Below are 20,082 nucleotides of genomic sequence, written 5' to 3' on the forward strand. Positions count from 1 at the left end.
TCATCCCACACCAGCCCAGTCGTTGAGCCTACGGTTCCAGCGGAAGAAGTTGACTTGATCCATGATGCCCGCCGCGTCCACCTGCAACAGCTCCCACTGGGTGTGCAGCAGATCACGAGAGTTGGTGTTCCTGGCGATCTCCAGTGCCTTCGCGGGCCCGCGGTTGGCGCCGGGGAGACCGTCCAGCATGAACGAGATCTCGCCCTCGCCGCGTCCGACCCTGGCGATCGCCGACTGGACCTCGTCCCGCCACGTCGCGCTTGTCGCTCCGAGGAGATTCCGCGCGCCGACCTTCTCCGAGAACTCGTTCAGTTTGAAGTCACGTCTTCCGAGCGCCACATGGTCCTTGGGGCCGATGAAGTCGCAGCCGTCGTTGTGGGCAAGGAGCGAGGTGCCGCCGGTGACCACGTAGTAGGTGTGGAGGTCGGCGACGGTGAGATTGTGGACGCGTTCGTGGGCGGTCCACTTCTTGAGCGCGGTGACCTGGACGTGGGTGCCGGAGCTGGTACGCAGCCACATGCCGGGCTGGAGTTCGCCGGCTTCGAGCCACTCGTGTGCGCTCTCGACCCAGAACGGGTGGCCGTCGGTCGCCACGATCCGGCCGGTTGCGGATCCCCTGTCGCCGTCGGTGTCGACGGTGACGCGGACCAGGTTCCTGTCGCCCTCGCCGACGATCAGCCTCACGACCGGTTCGGCAGAGGTCTGGCCGGTTTCCGGGTCGGTGGCGACGACCCGGTCGCCCAGGTCGACCTTTTCGATGGGTTTGACGGTGCCGTCGGCCATGAGCACGGGTGTGCCGGCGACGAAGCTGTTGCCGGGTTTGCAGCTCGGCCTGTCGAAACGGGGCCTCTCCGACGCCGCCTTGGGTTTCGTCTTGGCCTTGGCCTTGGCGGCGAGGGCTTTGGATCTCTCGGCTGCTTCGGCGGCCACCTTCTTGGCGTAGGCCTCGGCCGCCGCCTTGGCCGCCGCAGCCTTCTCCGCCGCCGCTCTGGCCGCCCTCGCGGCCGCGGCCTTGGCCGCCTCGGCCGCCTTTTCCGCGCCGCGCAGGATGGCCTTGGCCCACTTGAGTTCCTCGAAGAAGGCGAAGACGGCCTTGCCCGCCCGCCAGATCGCCTCGGCGATCTTCTTGGCCTTGAAGATCTTGCCCCAGGGCAGCGCCCCGATCACGGCCATCACGCAGGAGCCGATGTCGCCGTTGAGGCAGTTGACGATGTCGTTGATCCCCATGATCTCCATGAGGATCTGGCCGCCCGCCTCCAGGATGACGTCCAGCACGCTCTTGTTCTGCAGCTGCTGGGCCTTGGCGACGTCCTCGGGGCTGGGCCCGGACTCGGCCTCCTGACCGGGTGCGGTACTGCCGCCGCCGTCCGCCGCCGCGTTCACCATGCCGGTGGGGTCGGTGTAGACGAGGGGGTTGTTGGAGGCGTAGGTGTAGGCGGAGGTGGCGCCGGCACCGGTCGGCATGGGGTCGACGCTGCCGAAGCGGCCCGTGCCGGGGTTGTAGTTGCGGGCGCGCAGGTAGTAGTTGCCGTCGCCGGTCGTGCTGTCCTGGTAGGCGCCGGTGAACCGCAGCGGGTTGTCCGGGCCCGCCGCGGCGCTCCGTTCGGGCGTGCCGGCTCCGCTCCGCCCGGCGGCTCCGGCCCCTCCCGGCGGCGGGGTCGCCCGCCCGGCGGCTCCGGCGGTGAGGGTGGTGCCCGTGCGGGGGTTGCCGAACGGGTCGTAGTCGTAGCCCGCCTCGATCTGGCCGGACGGCGAGACCATGTTGGCGACGCCGCCGAGCCAGTCGTGGGTGTAGGAGTGCGCGCCGCCGGCCAGCAGGGCCAGCGGCTCGTCCTCGGGGCCGTAGGTGAAGCCCTGCCTCTCGACGACGGCGCCGCCCGCGTTGACGGTGGTGTCCAGCGCGATCTGCGGCAGAGTGCCGTTGACGTCCCAGCTCCAGCGCTGGATCGCCGAGACGGTGCCACCGGCTCCCGCGGTGGTCGCCGACAGGCGCAGGCCGGTGGCGTCGTAGGCGAAGATGGTGGAGTTGCCGTTGACGGTGGCCTTGGCGAGGCTGTTGTCGAGGTTGTACTCGAACCGGTCGGCGCCCGCGCGGATCTGGTTGCCGTTGACGTCGTAGGCGAAGTCGCGGGCGACGCTGGAGCCGGGCCGGGTCACGGTCTCGCGGGTCAGCTGGTCGGCCTCGTCGTAGGCGTAGACGGTGGTGTCGTCGCCCGCCGTACCGGTGCGTTTCTGGCTGAGGCGGTTGCCGACCAGGTCGTAGGTGTAGTCGATCCGCCCGGCCATCTGCGAGCCGGTGGCGCAGCTCGTGGCCGAGTAGCAGGCCGAGGTGACCCGGTCGACCGTGTCGTAGGCGTAGGAAACCGACTCGCTCGCGGTGCCGCGCGTGGTGACGACCTTGGTGGGGTTGCCGACCTGGTCCAGGGTGAGGTCGAAGGCCGAGACCGGATCGGCGTCGCCGTTCGCGGTGGCGATGCGGGTCAGCCGCCCGGCGTCGTCGTAGGCCCGTCTCTCGGTCAGGCCCGTGCCGCCGGGCAGGGTGGTGCTGGTGCGCCGCCCCGCCACGTCGTAGCCGAAGCGCCACTCGGCGCCCGCGCCCGCGGTGCCGCCGGTCACCTTCTGCTCGGTCTGCCTGCCGTCGCCGTCGTAGGCGAAGGTGACCGCGGTGCCGTCGGGGTAGGTGCGGGAGGTGATGTTGCCGCGCTCGTCGTAGCCGTAGGAGAAGGTCTCGTCGGCCTGGCCGGCGGTCTTGCGGGTCACCTTGAGGATCTGGTCCTCGTCGTCGTAGCCGACCTCCCGCACCCCGGTGGGGTCACCGTAGGAGGTGGTGCGGTCCTTGGCGTCGTAGCCGAAGGTGTAGGCCGGCCCCTGCGAGCCCAGCGCGGTCTTGGTACGGCGGCTCAGGATGTCGTAGGTGCTGACGACGGTCCGCTTGAGGCGCTCCTCGGGGCTGACCCACTCGGGACCGTTGACGGTGATCGCGGTCAGCGGGTTGCTCTCGGCGTCGTAGGTGACCTCGACCCGCCGCGACAGCGGATCGGCCTTGGTGATCAGGCGTCCGGCGTCGTCGTAGGACATCCGGGTGTAGCGGCCCAGTGGGTCGCGCACCGACTCCAGCAGCCCGTCGGTGCTGTAGGTGTAGACGGTGGAGCGGGCCGTCGGGTCGTTCGGGTTGTAGGGCGTCTCCGGGGTGTGCACCGTGGCCGGGAGGTCGTCCTCCCGGTAGGTCCGGTAGGTGGTGCGTCCCTTGGCGTCGGTCACCGAGGTGACCCGGTTGCTCGCGTCGTAGACGGCGGTCGTGGTGCCGCCGAGCGGGTCGACGGACTTGACCTGGTTGCCCGCCCGGTCGTACTCGTAGCGGGTGGTGAAGCGGGCGGGGTCGGCGCCCTCGACGTTGCCGCGCGGTTCGGTGACGCCGGTCAGCAGGCCGTCGTCGTCGTACTTCCAGGTGGTCACGCCGCCCTCGGCGTTGGTCTCTCTGATCCGGTTGCCCGCCGCGTCGTACTCGGTGCGGGTGGTCTTGCCCGCCGGGTCCTTGATCTCGGTCTGCCGTCCGCTGCGGTCGTAACCCATGGTGGTCCTGCGGCCGAGCGCGTCGGTGGTGGAGGTGACCTGGCCGTTGTTGTCGCGCCCGAACGCCGACTCCTTGCCCAGCTCGTCGGTCTTGTTCGTGGTCCGGTCCAGAGCGTCGACCTTGATGTCGCGCTCGGTGAACCCGCCGCCGGGATAGGGGTGCCGTACCCGGATCGGGTTGTCGTCGGCGTCGTAGAAGTAGGTGGTGGTGAAGTCGGCCGGGTTGGCGCCGGGCTCGTTGCCGCGTGGCGAGGTGACCGTCTTGAGCAGGCCCTTGCCGTCGTAGCCGTAGGTGGTCGTGATGGGGGCCCTGGTACGCAGGAGCGCCTGCGTCGAGGCCCGCCGTCCGGCGTCGGTGTAGGTGTAGGTGGTGGTGCGCCGGGAGTCGTCGACCGTCTTGAGCAGGCCGTTGGCGAAGTAGAAGTAGTCGGTCGTGGCCTCGGTCGGGGTCTGTCTGCGCACCAGGCGGCCGGTCTCGTCGAACCCGCTGCGCCAGGCGCCGTTCTTGCCCGGCTCAAGGGTGCCGGTCACCCGGTCCTGGGCGTCGTAGGCGTAGCGGGTGGTGTGGGCCGCCCGGTTGCCGCCCGGTACGGTGCCGCGCGGGTCGACCGTGGCGGTCTGACGCCCGGTGGCGTCGTAGACGACCTCGCTGCGCCGTCCGGAGGGGGAGATCGCCGCCTTGAGCAGTCCGGCGTTCGGATCGCCCTGCGGCAGGTACTCGTAGTGGCTCACCTTGCCGCGCTGGTCGGTCGTCGAGGTCCGCGACCCGCGGGAGTCGTAGGTGTGCGTGATGGCGTGGCCCTCGGGGTCCTCGCTGCGCACCAGCTCGTTGAACTCGTTGTAGGTGTCCTTCCACACCTGGCCGTTGGCGTCGGTGTGGGTGGTGGGGTTGTTGCGCTCGTCGAACCGGGTCTTCTCGGAGAAGCCGAGCGGCTGGGGCGCCTTGGTCTGGAGGCGGTTGCCGTTGGCGTCGAAGGTCGCCTCGTGCTGGTGCTGCTTGCCGTTGACCACCAGGTTCCGGTTGAGCTCCCGGTCGTAGCGGTGGTTGTCGGAGTCGCCGGTGCCGCGCTGGGAGTACACCAGCGTGTTGCCCCGGTACCCGTCCCAGAGCACCACCCCGTCGGGGTCGGTGGTGGTGGCCTCCTGTTTGGCGGCGTCCCAGGCGAAGGTGGTCTGCTTGCCCAGGCCGTCGCGCTGCGCGGTCACCCGGCCGTCGGCGCCGTAGTCGTTGGAGACGATCGCCACGTTGTGCGGGTCGGCCACCTGCGACAGCAGGGTGTCGGCGTGGTAGCGGTACCTCCAGGTGAACCCGCGGGCGTCGATCACCGACGTGAGCAGCCCGGAGGTGTAGAAGTAGTTCACGTTGCGGCCGTCGGGGAGTTTGATCTCCCGGATCAGGCCGCCCTCGATCCGCACCGAGACCACCCGGCCCGAGGCGTCGGTGACGTTGACCCCGAGCCCCTCGTAGGCCAGCCGCACCCCGACGCCGCGCGCGTTGCGGATCGAGACGAGGCGTCCCTGATCGTCGAAGCCGTAGCGCACCTGCCGCGGCGTGGTCAGCTCCCAGCCGTCCGCCGTTTCGCGCAGGGCGGAGCGCACGCCGGGCGGGCGTCTGTATCCGCCGTCCCCGGCCGGGGCGTAGCGGGCCTGGGCGCCGTCCTCCGCGCGCACCACGGCCACGCCGTCCTCGCCCACGCTCACCCGCATGTCGTAGGACCAGGCCCAGCCGGGACCGAGAGGGCTCGCGCCCCGGTTCATCGAGGAGTAGGTGCGCGCCGAGACGAACTGCGGGCCGTACGAGGCCATCGCCAGGTCCTGCTCGGTCCGCACGAAGGCACCGGTGCCTGTGTTGACGCCCAGCGCCCTGGAGGCCTGGCCCGCGGCGGTCAACGCCAGCGCGTTGCCGCACCCACAGCCCGAGGCCTGCTCGTTCGGGACCGGCGGCGGGTCCACGGTCTCGCGCGGGACCGAGCGGTCCGACGGGGCGGAGACCACCTCGCGGCCGTCGTCGTAGACGGCGGCGACGGTGACGAAGTACTCCCTGCCGGTCTCCAGCGTCCAGCCGTCGGCGGCGCCGAAGGAACGGCAGAGGTCGCCCGCGCCGCCGCAGTAGGACCGTTGCAGGTCGGGGCGCCCCACCAGGGTGGAGGTCTGTTCGGTCTGCGACTCGGCGTCGTACAGCCGCACCCGCGCGGCCGTCCACGAGGGATCGGCCTGGCCGACGTTGAAGTAGGTCACCAGCGAGGTGTCGCCCAGCACGTAACCCGGCTGCAGCGACAGATCGGTGAACCCGTCGTCCGCGGCTTTTCTCGCGCCTTTTCCGGTGAGGGACGTCCAGCGTTCCCCGCTGACCCCGACCGGCTCACCCGCGGCCTTCGCCCCCAGGGGTACGACCGGAGGCCGTTCGCCGGCTTTGAACGCCCTGTCCGGGCGTATCCCCCTGGGCAGGGGGCGTTCGACGGGGCCGGGACCGGGCCTGGCCTGCGGAACCGGCGGCGGCGCGGCAACCGCGGGAGGCACGTCCGGCACCGTGAGAAACGACGCGACGAGCGTCGAGACGACAAGTGGAATCAGAATTCGGGCACGACGAAGTCGACCGATGGCGAGCATTGCCCAAACCTCCCCCGTGGAGGGACCGGCAGCGGAAGAATCAGCTATCCAGGTACGCCAACGAGGGAACCATTCGGCATTGTGCACTGCAATGTATTTGTTTCGCCGATGATGTTTTGTTATAGAGTCCGAATTGGTTGTGTCGAACAGGTCGTTAATGCGGGGAAAAAGTGATCAATGGTTCCGGCCTGGTGTGATGCAATTCCGGGGATCTTCCATAATCAATCAGAAAGATCGGCCGACCTGATTCTTGTTCACGCTCCGCTTATTCCGTGTGACGCGGAAACACGGCGCCTTCCTTGGCGTTCCGTGCCACCGGGACGCACCCCGCGCTCCCCCTGTCCACCGCCGGGTACGGCCGCCGCGATCCGACTTCCCGGCACCCGCGACCGGTGGGCGCGGGTGCCGGAGTGTCCTCAGCGGGGGTCGGGGTCCCGTCCGGGGACCGCGGTGACGAGCAGGTGGGCGAAGGTGTCGCTGAAGGCGTGCAGCAGGGCGGGGGTGTGGGGGTCCCTTCCCCGGGTGGCGATGAACGCCAGGTTCCACTGTTGGACGACGGCGCGGTGGACGGTCTCCGTCTCGGCCGGGGCGGCCTCCGCGAGGGCCGTCCGCGACAGGTTCAGGCGGCGGCGGACCTCCGCCTCACGGGCGGAGTCCCCCCGGGCGAGCAGTCGTACGGCCCTGGCCCTGGCCATCGGCCACAACGGGGTGGGCATCGTCGCCACCAGGATCTCCGCGGCCCGCCGTGCCGCGGTCTCCTTGACCGGAGGCAGGCTGTTGTCCTTTTTCTTTCGCACGGGCCTCGGCGCCGGGGCCGTCAGGGCCGACGGGAGCGGCGCCGAGGCCGAGGACGGCTCCGCGGGCAGGAAGGTGAGCAGCTCGGTGGTGGGGGTCAGGAGGCGGGGACGCCTGGCCTGGCGGTTGACGGTGAGGAGCACGGCCGTGGCGATGGCCACGGCGAGCATGAGGGCGAGGAGCTGCCAGTGGGTGCGCAGCAGGCCCAACGTGACGAGAAAGGTGGTCGGTCCACTCGGCGGGTGGGGGGTCCGGGTCAGCAGGTGAGGGGTGACGGTCATGGGCATCCTGACCGAGACCAGAGCGACCGGGGCGGGGAGGGGTGAAGTGGTCATGGGATCAGCGCGTCCCGCCCCGGCCCGCGAGCGTGGCCCGCGACCGATAGACGACGTAGGGGCGCACCAGATAACCCAGCGGGACGCCGAAGGCGTGCACCAGCCTGCTGAACGGCCACAGCGCGAACAGGGCCATGCCGAGCAGGGTGTGCACCTGGAAGAGCAGCGGGGCGTTCGCCATGGCGGGCACGTCGGGCTCCAGCTCGAACAGGCTCCTGAACCACACCGAGACCCCGAGCCGGTAGTCGTAGGAGCCCGTCCTCGCCCCGATCAGGGTGGCCGCGACCCCGGCGAGCAGGACGGTGACCAGCACCGGATAGACCAGGCGGTCACCACGGACGCCCGCCTGCCTGACGGCCCTGACCCGCAGCCTTCGCCACAGCAGGAGGGTGAGCCCGCAGACGGCGGCGATCCCGGCCAGGCCACCGACGAACAGCGCGTTCGCGCGGTAGAGGGACTCGGTGATGTGCATGTCCTCGGTCAGCCGTTCGGGGACGAGCAGCCCGACGAGGTGGCCCGCGATGACGAACAGCAGGCCGTAGTGGAAGAGCGGCCCCGCCACGCGCAGCAGGCGGCTCTCGTGCAGCTGGCTTGATCGGGTGGTCATCCCGAAGCGGTCGTAGCGGTAGCGCCAGACGCTGCCCGCGACGAACAGGACGAGGACGAGGTAGGGCAGTACGCCCCACAACGCGATCTGCAGATGTCTCACCGGCGGGCTCCCTGGCTGGAGTGCTGAGTGACCATTGGATAGGGGGTGAGGTCGAGGCCGACGCTCTCGGAGGGCGGCCCCGCCTGCGCGATCTCGCCCACCGCCCGGCGTTCCCGCGCGCTCGCCTGAGGCAGGGTCGCGCGCACGGCGTCGAGCACGTCGGCGTAGGGGCTGCGGTACTTGTGCAGGGCGGCGGACAGCAGGTCGAGCGCCGCCCGGTGCCCGCGCAGCAGTGGCCCGCCCCGTTCGGGGCAGCGGGCCGCGAACTCCAGCATCAGCGGCAGGAAGTCGGGCAGTTCCGTCTCCTCCGGCTGCCAGCCGCTGTCGCGGTAGAGCGCCTTGATCTCGACGAGGGAGGCGCCCCGCCGTCTGGTGTCGCCGTCGGTGTAGTAGGTCAGGTGCAGGGTACGGCGGCCGCTGCGGTCGAAGGTCGCGACGTACCGGCCGGCGAGGTCGAGGGTGTCCTGCTCCCGCACGTGGTCGCAGAAGCGCAGCAGGAGGCGGGCCGGCGGCGTCGGGACGACGGCCAGGGCCCGCGCTACCAGGTCGAGGTGGCCGGGCCAGGCGGGACCCGGATAGGCGAGCAGCAGGGAGGCGGCCTGGTGGACGACGGCGTGGTTCATCCGGCCTCTCCTCTCCGGGGCGGGAACAGGCCGTCGGGCCGGCCCTTGCCGTCCCAGCCGAACAGGTTGAACCGCCCGCGCCGCTCGTCGCCGCCGTTCGGGATCGGTGACGCGTGGAAGGCGGCGGCGTCGGCTCCCGCCCTCATCCCCGCGAACATGTCCTCCGTCATGCCGGGGCCGCCCGGTCCGTCCAGGCTGCACCCCGCCGCCGCGTCCGCCCGCCCCGCGCCCGCGGCGTAGGCGGTGGGGATCACGTACCGCTCGTCGTACTTGGCCAGGGCGAGCAGGCGGTACATCTCCTCGATCTCCCCGGGCCGCATCCCGACGTCCTCCGCGACCGTGGGGTCCGGCTCCTCGCCGAGGTTGAGCGCCCGCATGTGCGAGCGCATCGCCGCGAGCCTGCGCAGCGCCGCCTCGACCGGGGCGGTGTCGCCCGCGGTGAACAGTCCCGCCAGGTACTCCAGCGGGATGCGCAGCGCGTCGATCGCGCCGAAGAGGTTGTCCGCGTCCTCCCCGTCGTTGCCGGTCCCGGCCAGCGCGTCCACCACCGGGGACAGCGGCGGCACGTACCAGACCATCGGCATGGTCCGGTACTCCGGGTGCAGCGGCAGCGCGACCCGGTAACGGGTGATGAGCGCGTTCACCGGGGAGCGCCTGGCGGCCAGGATCCAGTCGTGCGGGATGCCCGCCGCCTCCGCCGCGGCGACCACCTCGGGGTCGTCGGGCGAGAGGAAGCAGTCGAGCTGGGCCGGGTAGAGGTCCTCCTCCTTAGGCGTCGCGGCGGCCTCCCCGACCCGGTCGGCGTCGTAGAGCATCACCCCGAGGTAGCGCAGCCTGCCGACGCACGTCTCGGAGCAGACGGTCGGCGCCCCGGCCTCGATCCGCGGGTAGCACAGCGTGCACTTCTCCGCCTTGCCGCTGTCGTGGTTGAAGTACACCTTCTTGTACGGGCAGCCGCTGACGCACATCCGCCAGCCCCGGCACCTGTCCTGGTCGACCAGGACGATGCCGTCCTCAAGCCGCTTGTACATCGCGCCGGAGGGGCAGACGGCCACGCAGGACGGGTTGAGGCAGTGCTCGCAGATGCGCGGCAGATAGAACATGAAGGAGCGTTCGTACTCCAGCCGCACCTCCTGGCTGACCTTGCGCAGCACCGGGTCGCCCGCCAGGTGCTCGGGGCCGCCGCCCAGGTCGTCGTCCCAGTTGGGCCCCCAGGTGACGGCCGTCGGGGAGCCGTCGATGAGCGAGCGGGGCGCGGCCGTGGGCACGTCGTCGCCCAGCGGGGCGTTGATGAGGTTCTCGTAGTCGTAGGTCCACGGCTGGTAGTAGTCGTCGAGCAACGGCAGTTCGGGGTTGGCGAACAGCCGGCTCAGGCGCCTGATCCGGCCGCCGGAGCGCGGCACCAGCCTGCCGTTGCGCAGCCGCCAGCCGCCCTTCCACTTGTCCTGGTCCTCGTAACCTCTGGGATAGCCCTGCCCGGGACGGGTCTCGACGTTGTTGAACCAGACGTACTCGGTGCCCGCCCGGTTGGTCCATGTCTGCTTGCAGGTGACGGAGCAGGTGTGGCAGCCGATGCACTTGTCCAGGTTCATCACCATGGCGATCTGAGCCATCACGCGCATCAGTACTGCACCTCCTGGGAACGACGGCGGATGACGGTCACCGCGTCACGCTGGTTGCCGGTCGGCCCGTAGTAGTTGGGCGCGAAGGACAGCTGGCCGTATCCGCCGATGAGGTGGGTCGGCTTGATCAGCAGTTTGGTGAGGGCGTTGTGCACGCCGCCCCGGCGGCCCGTGGCCTGCGACTTCGGCACGTTCACCAGGCGTTCCTGCACGTGGTACATGAAGACGGTGCCCTGCGGCATCCGGTGGGAGACCACGGCGCGGGCGACGACGACGCCGTTGGCGTTGACCGCCTCGATCCAGTCGTTGTCCGCGATCCCGGCGGCCCGGGCGTCCTCGACGCTGACCCAGATGACGGGGCCGCCCCTGGCCAGGGTCTGCATCAGCAGGTTCTCCTGGTACTCGGAGTGGATGGACCACTTGGAGTGCGGGGTGACGTAGCGGACGGTCACCGCGCGGCCCTCCTGCTGCGCCCCGCCGTGCTCGCCGACGCCGCCCTCGCCGAGGGCCGTCATGTCCAGCGGCGGCCGGTAGACCGGGAGCTGCTCGCCCAGCTCGGCCATCCAGTCGTGGTCGAGGTAGAAGTGCTGGCGCCCGGTGAGGGTGTGCCACGGTTTGGCGTGCTCGACGTTGACGGTGAACGGCGCGTAGCGGCGGTCGGGGGCCTCCTTGCCCGACCACTCGAAGCTCGCCCCGACCTGCACGGGACGGTCCTGGGTGTCGGAGAAGACCACCCGGCGCTCGGCGACGGAGGCGGCCAGTTCGGCCATGCCGGAGCCGGGGCCGCAGCGTTCGCCGAGCCTGGTGAAGCCCTCGGCGGCGACCCGCCCGTTCGTGGTGCCGGACAGGGCCAGGATCGCCTCGCACAGCTTGACGTCGCTGTCCAGCAGCGGCCTGCCCGCCGCCGGGCCGTCCCCGGCCTGCCCGCAGCGCGCGGTCAGCCAGCGCGCCTCGGGCGCGGTGCCGACGGTGACGCCCTTGACCGTCAGGCCCACCTGTTCCGGCAGCGGGCCGAGGGAGGCGAGCTTGGCGGCGACGGCGGTGTAGTCACGTTCGACGAGGGTCAGCGCGGGCAGGTTGTGGCCCGGCCGCGCCGGGACGTCGCCGCCGCGCCAGTCGGGAACGCAGCCGCCGGGCTGGGCCGTCTCACCAGGTGTGTCGTGCTGCAGCGCGGTGGCGACCAGGTCGTGGGCGACGTCCAGGCGCCCCGCGGCCAGCTCGGAGAACCTGCGTGCCAGACCGTGGAAGATCTCGAAGTCGGTGCGGGCCTGCCAGGGCGGGCTGATGGCGGGGGAGAAGGCGTGCACGTACGGGTGCATGTCGGTGCTGGACAGGTCGTGCTTCTCGTACCAGGTCGCGGCGGGAAGCACCAGGTCGGAGAACAACGTGGTCGAGGTCATCCGGAAGTCCAGCGAGAGCAGCAGGTCGAGCTTGCCGCGCGGCGCCTCGTCGCGCCACTCCACCTCGCGGGGCCTGTCGCCTGCGGGCGCCTCCTGGGCGGTGGCGTTGTCGGGGGCGCCGAGCAGGTGCCGCAGGAAGTACTCGTTGCCCTTGGCCGAGGAGCCGATGAGGTTGGCCCGCCACACCGTCAGCACCCTCGGCCAGTTCTCCGGCGCGTCCGGATCCTCGCAGGCGAAGCCGACCCTGCCCTCCGCGATCTCCTCGGCCGCCCACAGCGCCGGGTCCTTCCCACTGGCCCGCGCCCTGGCCCCGAGCTCCAGGGGGTTGGCGGAGAAGGTCGGATACGACGGCATCCAGCCGAGCCTGGCCGACTGCGCGACGAGGTCGGCGGTGTGCCGTCCCGCGAACAGCCTCCGCCCGGTCGCGCTGGACAGCGCGTCGGCGGAGAAACGCTCGTAGCGCCACTGGTCGGTGTGCACGTACCAGTACGGCGTGCCCGCCATCTGCCGTGAGGGACGCACCCAGTCGGCGGCCGTGGACAGCTGCTGCCATCCGGCCAGCGGCCGTACCTTCTCCTGGCCCACGTAGTGCGCCCACCCGCCGCCGTTGACGCCCTGGCAACCGGTCAGCAGCAGCAGCGAGAGGAACGAGCGGTAGATCGTGTCGGAGTGGAACCAGTGGTTGGTGCCCGCGCCCATCACGATCATCGCCCGGCCCCGGGTCTTCTCCGCGGTCGTGGCGAACTCCCTGGCGATCCGGGTGATCCGTTCGGCGGGGACCGAGGTGATCCGCTCCTGCCAGGCCGGGGTGCAGGGGGAGTCGGCGTCGTCGTAGCCGTCCGGCCACCGTCCGGGAAGGCCGGGACGGCGCACGCCGTACTGGGCGAGGAGCAGGTCGAAGACGGTGGTCACCAGGCGCCCGCCGATCCGCCGCACCGGCACCCCGCGCCGCACCGCGCCCGTCTCCCCGTCGCCTTCACCGAGGCCGGAGTCGAAGCGGGGCAGCAGGATCTCGGCGGTCTCGCCGCCCTGCGGCGGGTGGAGGCTGAGCAGCGGCTCGACCGCGCCCAGGTCCAGGTTCCACCGGCCCGCGCCCTCCTCGGTCCAGCGTTCGCCGAGGGTGCCGTTGGGCGCGACCGGCTCACCGGTGACCGCGTCGACGAGCACCGGCCGCCACCGGTCGGCCCCCTCTCTCGGGGCGTCGTCCGGTGCCAGGTCGGCGGCGGTGACGAACTTGCCGGGCACGTATCCGCCCGTCTCGTGCTCCTCCAGCGCGACCAGGAACGGCAGGTCGGTGAAGCGCCTGACGTAGTCGGTGAAGTACGGCACGGTGCGCTCGACGAAGAACTCGTTCAGGATGACGTGTCCCATCGCCATGGCGACCGCGCCGTCCGTGCCCGGGTGCGGGTGCAGCCACTCGTCGGCGAACTTCGTCGCGTCCGAGTAGTCGGGTGAGACCACGACGACCTTCTGGCCCCGGTAGCGGGCCTCGGCCATCCAGTGCGCGTCCGGGGTGCGGGTGACCGGGACGTTCGACCCCCACAGCATCAGGTAGGCCGCGTCCCACCAGTCGGCCGACTCCGGCACGTCGGTCTGGTCCCCGAAGACCTGGGGCGAGGCCACCGGCAGGTCGGCGTACCAGTCGTAGAAGGACAGCATGGGGGCGCCGATGAGCGACATGAAACGCGCGCCGACCGCGTGCGAGGCCATCGACATGGCGGGGATGGGGGAGAAGCCCGCGACGCGGTCGGGACCGTACTTCATGATGGTGTGGACGTGCGCGGCGGCGGCGATCTCCAGCGCCTCGTCCCACCCGATCCGCACCAGCCCGCCCTGGCCGCGCGCCGACTGGTAGCGCCGTCGTCTCTCCGGGTCCGAGGTGATCTCCGCCCAGGCCGCGACGGGGTCGCCGAGCCTGGCTCTGGCCTCCCGGTACATCCGTACCAGGACGCCGCGGGCGTGGGGGTGGCGGACCCTGGTCGGAGAGTAGGTGTACCAGGAGAAGGAGGCCCCGCGCGGGCACCCCCTCGGCTCGTACTCCGGCCGGTCGGGGCCCACGGAGGGGTAGTCGGTCTGCTGGGTCTCCCAGGTGATCAGCCCGTCCTTCACGTACACCTTCCAGGAGCACGATCCGGTGCAGTTCACCCCGTGGGTCGAGCGCACCACCTTGTCGTGCGCCCATCGCTCCCGGTAGGGGGCGTCGTTGACGGCCTGGTCGCCGCGGAAGACGGCCCGCAGGTCGGGGGTTGTCTCCGAGCGGTGCAGTAACCTGCCCGCCTGGAGGAGCATCTCCGTCGCGGCTGCCGCCGCCCGGTCGGTTCTGTCACGCGCTGTCCGAGGAACCATGGAACCCCCTCGGCGGGCATGCGTCATCACGCCCGCGCCGCTCCTGATGTTCACTGTGTGGAGCTGCCCGCTGTCGGTGGCGGCCTCATTGCCGCATGGAAACAACCGGAGTCAGCAGTCGGGCAACACTTTCGTCAAGGAAAGTGTTTCTATCATGCGATGGTTAACGGGGGAATCCATCTGCTCGGCCTGTCGATTCTTTCAGGCCCGAAACGTGCGAGACGGTCCTCCGGAATGACGGAAAGGGTCGCCCGGAGGAGCGTTTTCGGGGTTTTCTGCACGCCAGGGGGGCATGAGGAAGGAAAATGAGCCATTGATGCGGGCCGTCGTGAACTGACCTTTATGGCTGGATGTGTGGGGTTGTCATGGGGAAAGCGGGGCTTCAGGAGAGAAGGTCGGTATCGTCCTCGTCCTGCGCGACCGCGGTGAACTCCTGCAGCCCCCGGGCGAGGGCCTGCCGCGTCCCGGGCGTCAGTCGCTCCAGCGCCGCGCCGATGCGCCTGCGACGGGCCGAGCGCAACCGCCGCAGCGTCTCCCGGCCCCGTTCGGCGGTCTCGATGCGGATCTCACGGCGACTGTGCGGGGCGGGGAAACGGGTCAGCAGCCCGGCGCCGTCGAGCCGGTCGACCATCCGGCCCGTGGCCGAGATCGACATGCTGAGATGGGCGGCGAGCGTGCTGAGGTTGAGCGGGCCGTGCCGGTCGACCGCCAGCAGCACCCGCAACTGGGTGAGCGACAGGTCGCTCATCTCGGCCACCGCGTTGAGCGTCACCTCGACCAGGACCAGGGAGGCCTCCTCGACCACCCAGGCCGAATCGCTCTCCCCGCCGGAGGGAAGCTCGTCGCCGCCGCCGTGGATCGCTTCGGTGGTCATGCGCGCCCTTTCGCTGTACGGTTCGCCGCCCCCGTGGCGACGCCCTCTGTTTAGACCGTACTGAGCCCTGGCCGTCCGCACGACCGTGTACGCGGACCGGCCCCGCCGGGTGAGCGCGACGCGCCCGCCCGGCGGGGCCGGTCCTGGGTCGGTGAAAGGGGTCGGCGAGGGGTCAGTGCCGCCGGTAGGTGACGGTGAGCGTCGGCTGCCCGACGCCCTCCTCCTTGTTCTCCGAGGCGGCGAACGCACGCCAGTTGTTGGCCTCGGACTCGTTGGCGCTGCGCAGCTGGACGCCGTGGTTGGGGGCGCCGGAGGCCCAGGCGCGGGCGATGGAGGTCACCTCCCAGCGCAGGTAGCCCGCCCCGCGGCGGCAGGGGGCGGTCCAGGTACGGCCGCGACCCTCACGGTTGGTCGTGGCGCCCGCCGAGGTCGCCGGGGGCTTGTTCGCCCAGGTCAGGTTGTGCTCGTTCCAGGCGCCGGTGAGGCGCTGCACGGTCAGGCCCGAGCCGACCCGCCTGCCGCAGGCGCTGGTCTCGACGTTCCACAGCCCGAGCCGGGCCGACAGGACCTTCTTCCTGTTCAGCGCGTGGGTGTCGAACCTCAGCAGGGAGCGCATGACGTCGCTGCCGCTCTGGTCCTCCTTCAGCATCGTCCCGGCGATGATCAGGACGTCGCCCGGGTGCGAGTTCCAGGAGGTCGCGACGTCGGTGTCCGCCTCGATGGGCAGGGTGGTCGTCGGGTCGACGGTCACCGGGTAGACGGTCGCGGGGTTGGACAGGAACGCCTGGTCCGGCTTGAGGACCAGAGTCGTCGAGCCGTTCTCCGTCTCGACCCTTGTGTCGATCACCGAGACCGCCTTGCCGCGGGGCTTGCCGTGCCCGCGCGAGTCCCACATCAGCGGCTGCGACGCCGAGGCGACGACCTCGCCGTTGCCCGCGCCCTCGGTGTCGGTCAGCAGCAGCCGTCCCGCCGGGGACTCCGACAGCGCGACCCCGGTGGTCTGGACGGGGATGCGCAGTTCGAGCGGGCCCGAGGGCCGCTCCCGCAGCACCACGTCGTGCCGGAAGCCGGTGGGCAGCGCGGTCACGACGAGGTCGGCGGCGGGTCCGGCGGCGTCGGTGAACGTCGCGACGTTCCCCTTGACGACGGGCTTGGGCAGCGGCTTGGGCCACTGCAGGGAGAACACGCGTCCCGCGTCGTCCGTCAGCGTCGCCAGCGGCCCGTCGCCGCCGCCGGAGATCCTGACGTCCGCCCGCGCCGCGCGCGGCCTGAGCGCCCCGCCCTCCTCGACCAGGTCGGTGTCGACGGCCACCCACTGGCCGTTCCGCCTGACCTGTGAGGGGCCGGAGGTGATCGTGGAGGTGAAGCTGCCGTCGGGGTTGGCCACGGTGGTGCTGGTCTCGTCGGTCAGCCCCGGCACGGGGACGGCCCGCCCCAGCGAGGCGGCCTGCTCAGCGGCGGCCTGCTCGACGGCGTCCCTCGCGTCGTCGTCGGCCACGGTCTGCGGCGGCTGCCCTTCGCCCGGTGCGGCCAGGGCCTGGAAGGCCGTCCCGCCGGTGAGAGCGGCCACCGTCGTCACGCCCAGGGCCAGCCGGCCCAGGGAGCCCCCAAGAGAAATTCGCATGTGCGTCCTATGTCGTGAGCGAACATTCGACGGGAATGCCTCTTCGCACGGAAAACGCGTTCACACCGACCGTGACGGGTCGCGTGGAGTTCGGACGCCCGTCATTTCCCCTGGAAACGGCGGGCGGTTTCAGGTTCCTCCGACATGGGATTCACCGGCGCCGTTTCTTGCCCCGTGGCGTCGGTGTGAAGAGGGAGGAGAGCGGCCGGTTCGCCGAGCGAACCGGTGTGATCACCCTTGGTGATGGTTTCCCGTCGTGGGCGCGAGCATGGTTCCCCGTTTCTGCGATGAAGCAAGATCCCCGTTGGCCCAAATAACTATCATGAATATGTACTGAAAAATAAGGACATTAGTGCAGTGTGGCGCACGTCACACCGGTGTATCCGTTTCCTTCCGCGACGCGGAACGCGTGGGGCCGCACCTCCGTTTCCCGGACGTACGGCCCCGCGGACTGTCAGCAGTCACTCTCGTAGTAGGTGCTGTGACCGCTCCAGACCCCCCAGCTCGCGGTGTAGCCGTAGCAGTCGGTCCACTCGCCGCCGACCGCGGTGGTGAGCGAGTCGTCGGAGTAGTAGGTGGTGCTGCAACTGCGGCCCATCCCGCAGGGCATGGCCTGAGCCGGAGCGGCGGGGAGAAGGGCGAGGAGGGGAGCGGCGAACGCGGTGACGAGGAGCACGCGGCGCATCGTTTGGGGGGTCCTTCCTGCTTGTGGGAGGGCGTGGAGCGAAAAGGCCCCGATGGCGGACGGCGGAGGCCTCAGGGATCCCTCACGGGATCACTGTCAGGGTGTGCGCAGGACGGTGAACCGGCAACCGGAGGTCTCATGGATGAGGCCGTCCCGACAGCCGCGGTGCCGGGACGGCGATGTCCGAAAATCAGTCCGCGACGTAGTCGATCGAGTTGATCCAGTACCCCGACCCCGCCGACAGCCTGCGCGCGTGCATGAACATGGCGCCGCCCTCGTAGGAGTAGGCGCACCGCTGTCCGCCGCGCTCGGACTCGCATCCCTGGAAGATGTAGCCGACGCCGCCGTACCTGGTCCTGAACAGGGTCCTCACCGCCCCGGCCGAGGCGACCTCAAGACCGCGGTTCCTGTCTCCGGCCCGCCAGGCGCCGAAGAGGCGGGTGGCGGCCCCGCCGGGGGTGGTGACGTGACGTGAGGTGTAGACCCTGGTCACCTTCGACCCCGACACGATCATCAGGATTCCGTTGAGCCCGCCGGGGACGCGGACGCTCGTGTGGACGAACCGGCAGGCGTTGCCGGCGCAACCGGCGAAGCGGTCCGGCGTCCGGTACGGGTACCCGAAGATCGTGTTCACCGCGGCGGGCGTCGCCACGGCGGAGGCCGCGCGGCGGTCCCTCCCCAGCCAGGCCCGGAACAACCTGCCCGCAACCTCGGACGGCTTCGCCACGGCGGCGTGTCCCGCCGTCGTCGCGGTCTCCGCCTGGACCTGTGCCGGCGCGCAGAGCGCCAGCGCTCCCGCCGCGGTCAGTACGGCGGCGGCCTTCGACCCACGCATCATGACTCCTCACTCACCCGGGAGCCCGCTGTGGTCTCCCGCACGATGACGCCGGTGCCTTCCGGCCGGTTCACGAAAAGGACCTTTGTTCCGGAAACGGTGCCGAGCGCCACTCGGAGTAAGGTGCCGCAGAGAGGAGTCGTGCGATGGGGAAAAGCGGTAACACGGAGATCTATCGTCAGGCGCGTGACCTGCTGCTGGGACTTGGCGGGGAGCACGCGGAGGCGGTGCGGCGCTTCGCCTGGCCCCGGTTCGAGGGTCCCTTCAACTGGGCGGTCGACTGGTTCGACGCGATCGCGCGCGGCAACGGCCGTACGGCGTTGTGGATCGTCGAGGAGGACGGCTCCGAGGCCCGCTACACCTTCGACGAGATGGCCCGGCGTTCCGACCGGGTCGCGGCGTTCCTGGCGGCCCAGGGGGTTCGCCGGGGGGAACGCGTCATGCTCATGCTCGACAACCAGATCGAGCTGTGGGAGTCGATGCTGGCGGTGATGAAGCTGGGCGCGGTGATCCTGCCCGCGACCACCGCGCTCGGCCCGGCCGACCTGCCCGACCGCATCGGCAGGGGCGGAGCCCGGTACGTGATCGCCAACGCCGCCGACACCGCCAAGTTCGACGGGATCGAGGGGACCTACATCAGGATCTGCGTCGACGGCGCCCCGGCGGGCTGGGTTCCCTACCGTGACGCCCACACCCTCGACGCGCCCCCGGCCGCGCATCCGGGCACCGTGCCGGACGACCCGCTGCTGCTGTACTTCACCTCGGGCACCACGAGCAGGCCGAAGCTGGTCGAGCACACCCAGGTCTCCTATCCGGTCGGCCACCTGACGACGGCCTACTGGATCGGCGTGCGGCCGGGGGACGTACACCTGAACATCAGCTCCCCCGGGTGGGCCAAACACGCCTGGAGCTGCTTCTTCGCGCCCTGGATCGCCGAGGCGACGATCTTCGTGCACAACTACGGCAGGTTCGACGCCGGCGCGCTGCTCGCCCAGATCCGCAGGGCGGAGGTGACGACGTTCTGCGCACCGCCGACCGTCTGGCGGATGCTGATAAAAGCTGATTTGTCGGGTGGGCCGGGGCGGCTGCGGGAGGTGGTCTCCGCCGGAGAACCGCTGAACCCCGAGGTGATCGAGCAGGTCCGCGGCCACTGGGGGCTGACGATCCGCGACGGTTTCGGACAGACCGAGACCACGCTCTCGGTCGGCAACGTGCCCGGCACACCGGTCAAGCCCGGCTCGATGGGGCTGCCCATGCCCGGGGTCCCGGTGGTACTGGTCGATCCCGTCACCGGCGAGCGCGCCCAGGAGGGGGAGATCTGCGTCGACCTGGGCGAGCGTCCCGTCTCGCTGATGGCCGGTTACCGGGGTGACGAGACGCGCAACGCCGAGGCCATGGCGGGCGGCTACTACCACACCGGAGACGTCGCCTCCCGCGACGCGGACGGCTACATCTTCTACGTCGGCCGCACCGACGACGTGTTCAAGGCCTCCGATTACAAGATCTCCCCCTTCGAGCTGGAGAGCGTGCTCATCGAGCATCCGGCCGTCGCCGAGGCCGCCGTGGTGCCCGCGCCCGACGAGCTGCGCCTGGCCGTGCCGAAGGCCTACGTCACGCTGGCGGCCGGGTGGGAGCCGGACAGGGAGACCGCGCTGGCCATCCTGCGTCACGCCCGCGAGCGGCTGGCGCCGTACCAGCGGATACGGCGCCTGGAGTTCTCCGGGCTGCCGAAGACGGTCTCCGGCAAGATCCGCCGTGTCGAGCTGAGGGGCCGCGCGGAACGGGACGCGGCCGAGGGCGGCTCCTCCGGTGAGTGGCGCGACGACCAGTTCCCCGAACTGCGTTCCTGAGGTCCGCCGTACCCCGCTCCGGCGACGGTGGCGGTGACCGGGATGGTGACCGGGAGTGGACAAACATGTCACCCATTCACGAATAGTGCCTGGTCCACGGGCGGGGGGGGGGGGGGGCCCGCCCCCCCCCCCCCCCCCCCCCCCCCCCCCCCGGCGGGCGGCCGCCCCCAACAAAAAAAAAAGGTGGTTTTTTGTGTGGGG

11 protein-coding genes are annotated in these 20,082 nt (G+C 70.8%); 1 reads left to right on the forward strand and 10 read right to left on the reverse strand.

Going from position 1 to position 20,082, the window contains the following annotated elements; all coding sequences use genetic code 11:
* From ACFYY8_RS06965 to ACFYY8_RS07010, 10 genes are all read right to left on the reverse strand, one after another.
* On the reverse strand, positions 1–6,093 hold the full coding sequence (locus tag ACFYY8_RS06965; protein WP_390037970.1) for an RHS repeat-associated core domain-containing protein: 6,093 nt from the start codon (positions 6,091–6,093) through the stop codon (positions 1–3).
* Between the two features lie 506 nt (positions 6,094–6,599).
* Positions 6,600–7,313, reverse strand: a complete 714-nt coding sequence (locus ACFYY8_RS06970; protein ID WP_390037972.1) for a hypothetical protein — start codon at positions 7,311–7,313, stop codon at positions 6,600–6,602.
* Positions 7,314–7,317: 4 nt separating this feature from the next.
* Positions 7,318–8,022 (reverse strand): respiratory nitrate reductase subunit gamma, encoded by a 705-nt coding sequence (gene narI, locus ACFYY8_RS06975; protein ID WP_390037974.1) that lies wholly within the window; start codon positions 8,020–8,022, stop codon positions 7,318–7,320.
* Positions 8,019–8,645: a nitrate reductase molybdenum cofactor assembly chaperone gene (gene narJ, locus ACFYY8_RS06980; protein ID WP_390037976.1), complete on the reverse strand. Its 627-nt coding sequence runs from the start codon at positions 8,643–8,645 to the stop codon at positions 8,019–8,021. The genes narI and narJ overlap by 4 nt, the downstream gene beginning before the upstream one ends.
* Positions 8,642–10,267: a nitrate reductase subunit beta gene (gene narH / locus ACFYY8_RS06985; RefSeq protein ID WP_390037978.1), complete on the reverse strand. Its 1,626-nt coding sequence runs from the start codon at positions 10,265–10,267 to the stop codon at positions 8,642–8,644. The genes narJ and narH overlap by 4 nt, the downstream gene beginning before the upstream one ends.
* The gene (locus tag ACFYY8_RS06990; RefSeq protein ID WP_390037980.1) at positions 10,267–14,013 is read right to left on the reverse strand and encodes a nitrate reductase subunit alpha; all 3,747 of its coding nucleotides are present in this window, start codon (positions 14,011–14,013) and stop codon (positions 10,267–10,269) included. The genes narH and ACFYY8_RS06990 overlap by 1 nt, the downstream gene beginning before the upstream one ends.
* Positions 14,014–14,395: 382 nt before the next feature.
* On the reverse strand, positions 14,396–14,887 hold the full coding sequence (locus tag ACFYY8_RS06995) for a MarR family transcriptional regulator (RefSeq protein WP_352009417.1): 492 nt from the start codon (positions 14,885–14,887) through the stop codon (positions 14,396–14,398).
* 172 nt (positions 14,888–15,059) lie between these two features.
* Positions 15,060–16,511 carry a DNRLRE domain-containing protein gene (locus ACFYY8_RS07000; RefSeq protein ID WP_390037983.1) on the reverse strand — a complete coding sequence of 484 codons (1,452 nt, stop codon included), beginning with the start codon at positions 16,509–16,511 and terminating at the stop codon, positions 15,060–15,062.
* 454 nt (positions 16,512–16,965) lie between these two features.
* Positions 16,966–17,196: a DUF6289 family protein gene (locus ACFYY8_RS07005; protein ID WP_390037985.1), complete on the reverse strand. Its 231-nt coding sequence runs from the start codon at positions 17,194–17,196 to the stop codon at positions 16,966–16,968.
* A 190-nt stretch (positions 17,197–17,386) separates the two neighbouring features.
* Entirely contained in the window at positions 17,387–18,034 is a 648-nt protein-coding gene (locus tag ACFYY8_RS07010; RefSeq protein ID WP_390037987.1) for a hypothetical protein, read from the reverse strand.
* A gap of 143 nt (positions 18,035–18,177) precedes the next feature.
* Here ACFYY8_RS07010 and ACFYY8_RS07015 point away from each other — a divergent pair, with 143 nt between their 5' ends.
* Positions 18,178–19,881 (forward strand): AMP-binding protein, encoded by a 1,704-nt coding sequence (locus ACFYY8_RS07015; protein ID WP_390037989.1) that lies wholly within the window; start codon positions 18,178–18,180, stop codon positions 19,879–19,881.
* The last annotated feature ends 201 nt before the right edge of the window (positions 19,882–20,082 follow it).

It is taken from the genome of Streptosporangium sp. NPDC001559, from assembly GCF_042893955.1.
Lineage (GTDB): Bacteria > Actinomycetota > Actinomycetes > Streptosporangiales > Streptosporangiaceae > Streptosporangium.

What these genes read in the sequence shown, in the direction of transcription:
- ACFYY8_RS07005 (WP_390037985.1), bottom strand. Translation starts at nt 17,196, where the DNA reads ATGCGCCGCGTGCTCCTCGTCACCGCGTTCGCCGCTCCCCTCCTCGCC.
- ACFYY8_RS07015 (WP_390037989.1), top strand. Translation starts at nt 18,178, where the DNA reads ATGGGGAAAAGCGGTAACACGGAGATCTATCGTCAGGCGCGTGACCTG.
- ACFYY8_RS07000 (WP_390037983.1), bottom strand. Translation starts at nt 16,511, where the DNA reads ATGCGAATTTCTCTTGGGGGCTCCCTGGGCCGGCTGGCCCTGGGCGTG.
- ACFYY8_RS07010 (WP_390037987.1), bottom strand. Translation starts at nt 18,034, where the DNA reads ATGATGCGTGGGTCGAAGGCCGCCGCCGTACTGACCGCGGCGGGAGCG.
- narH (WP_390037978.1), bottom strand. Translation starts at nt 10,267, where the DNA reads ATGCGCGTGATGGCTCAGATCGCCATGGTGATGAACCTGGACAAGTGC.
- narJ (WP_390037976.1), bottom strand. Translation starts at nt 8,645, where the DNA reads ATGAACCACGCCGTCGTCCACCAGGCCGCCTCCCTGCTGCTCGCCTAT.
- ACFYY8_RS06995 (WP_352009417.1), bottom strand. Translation starts at nt 14,887, where the DNA reads ATGACCACCGAAGCGATCCACGGCGGCGGCGACGAGCTTCCCTCCGGC.
- ACFYY8_RS06970 (WP_390037972.1), bottom strand. Translation starts at nt 7,313, where the DNA reads ATGACCACTTCACCCCTCCCCGCCCCGGTCGCTCTGGTCTCGGTCAGG.
- ACFYY8_RS06990 (WP_390037980.1), bottom strand. Translation starts at nt 14,013, where the DNA reads ATGGTTCCTCGGACAGCGCGTGACAGAACCGACCGGGCGGCGGCAGCC.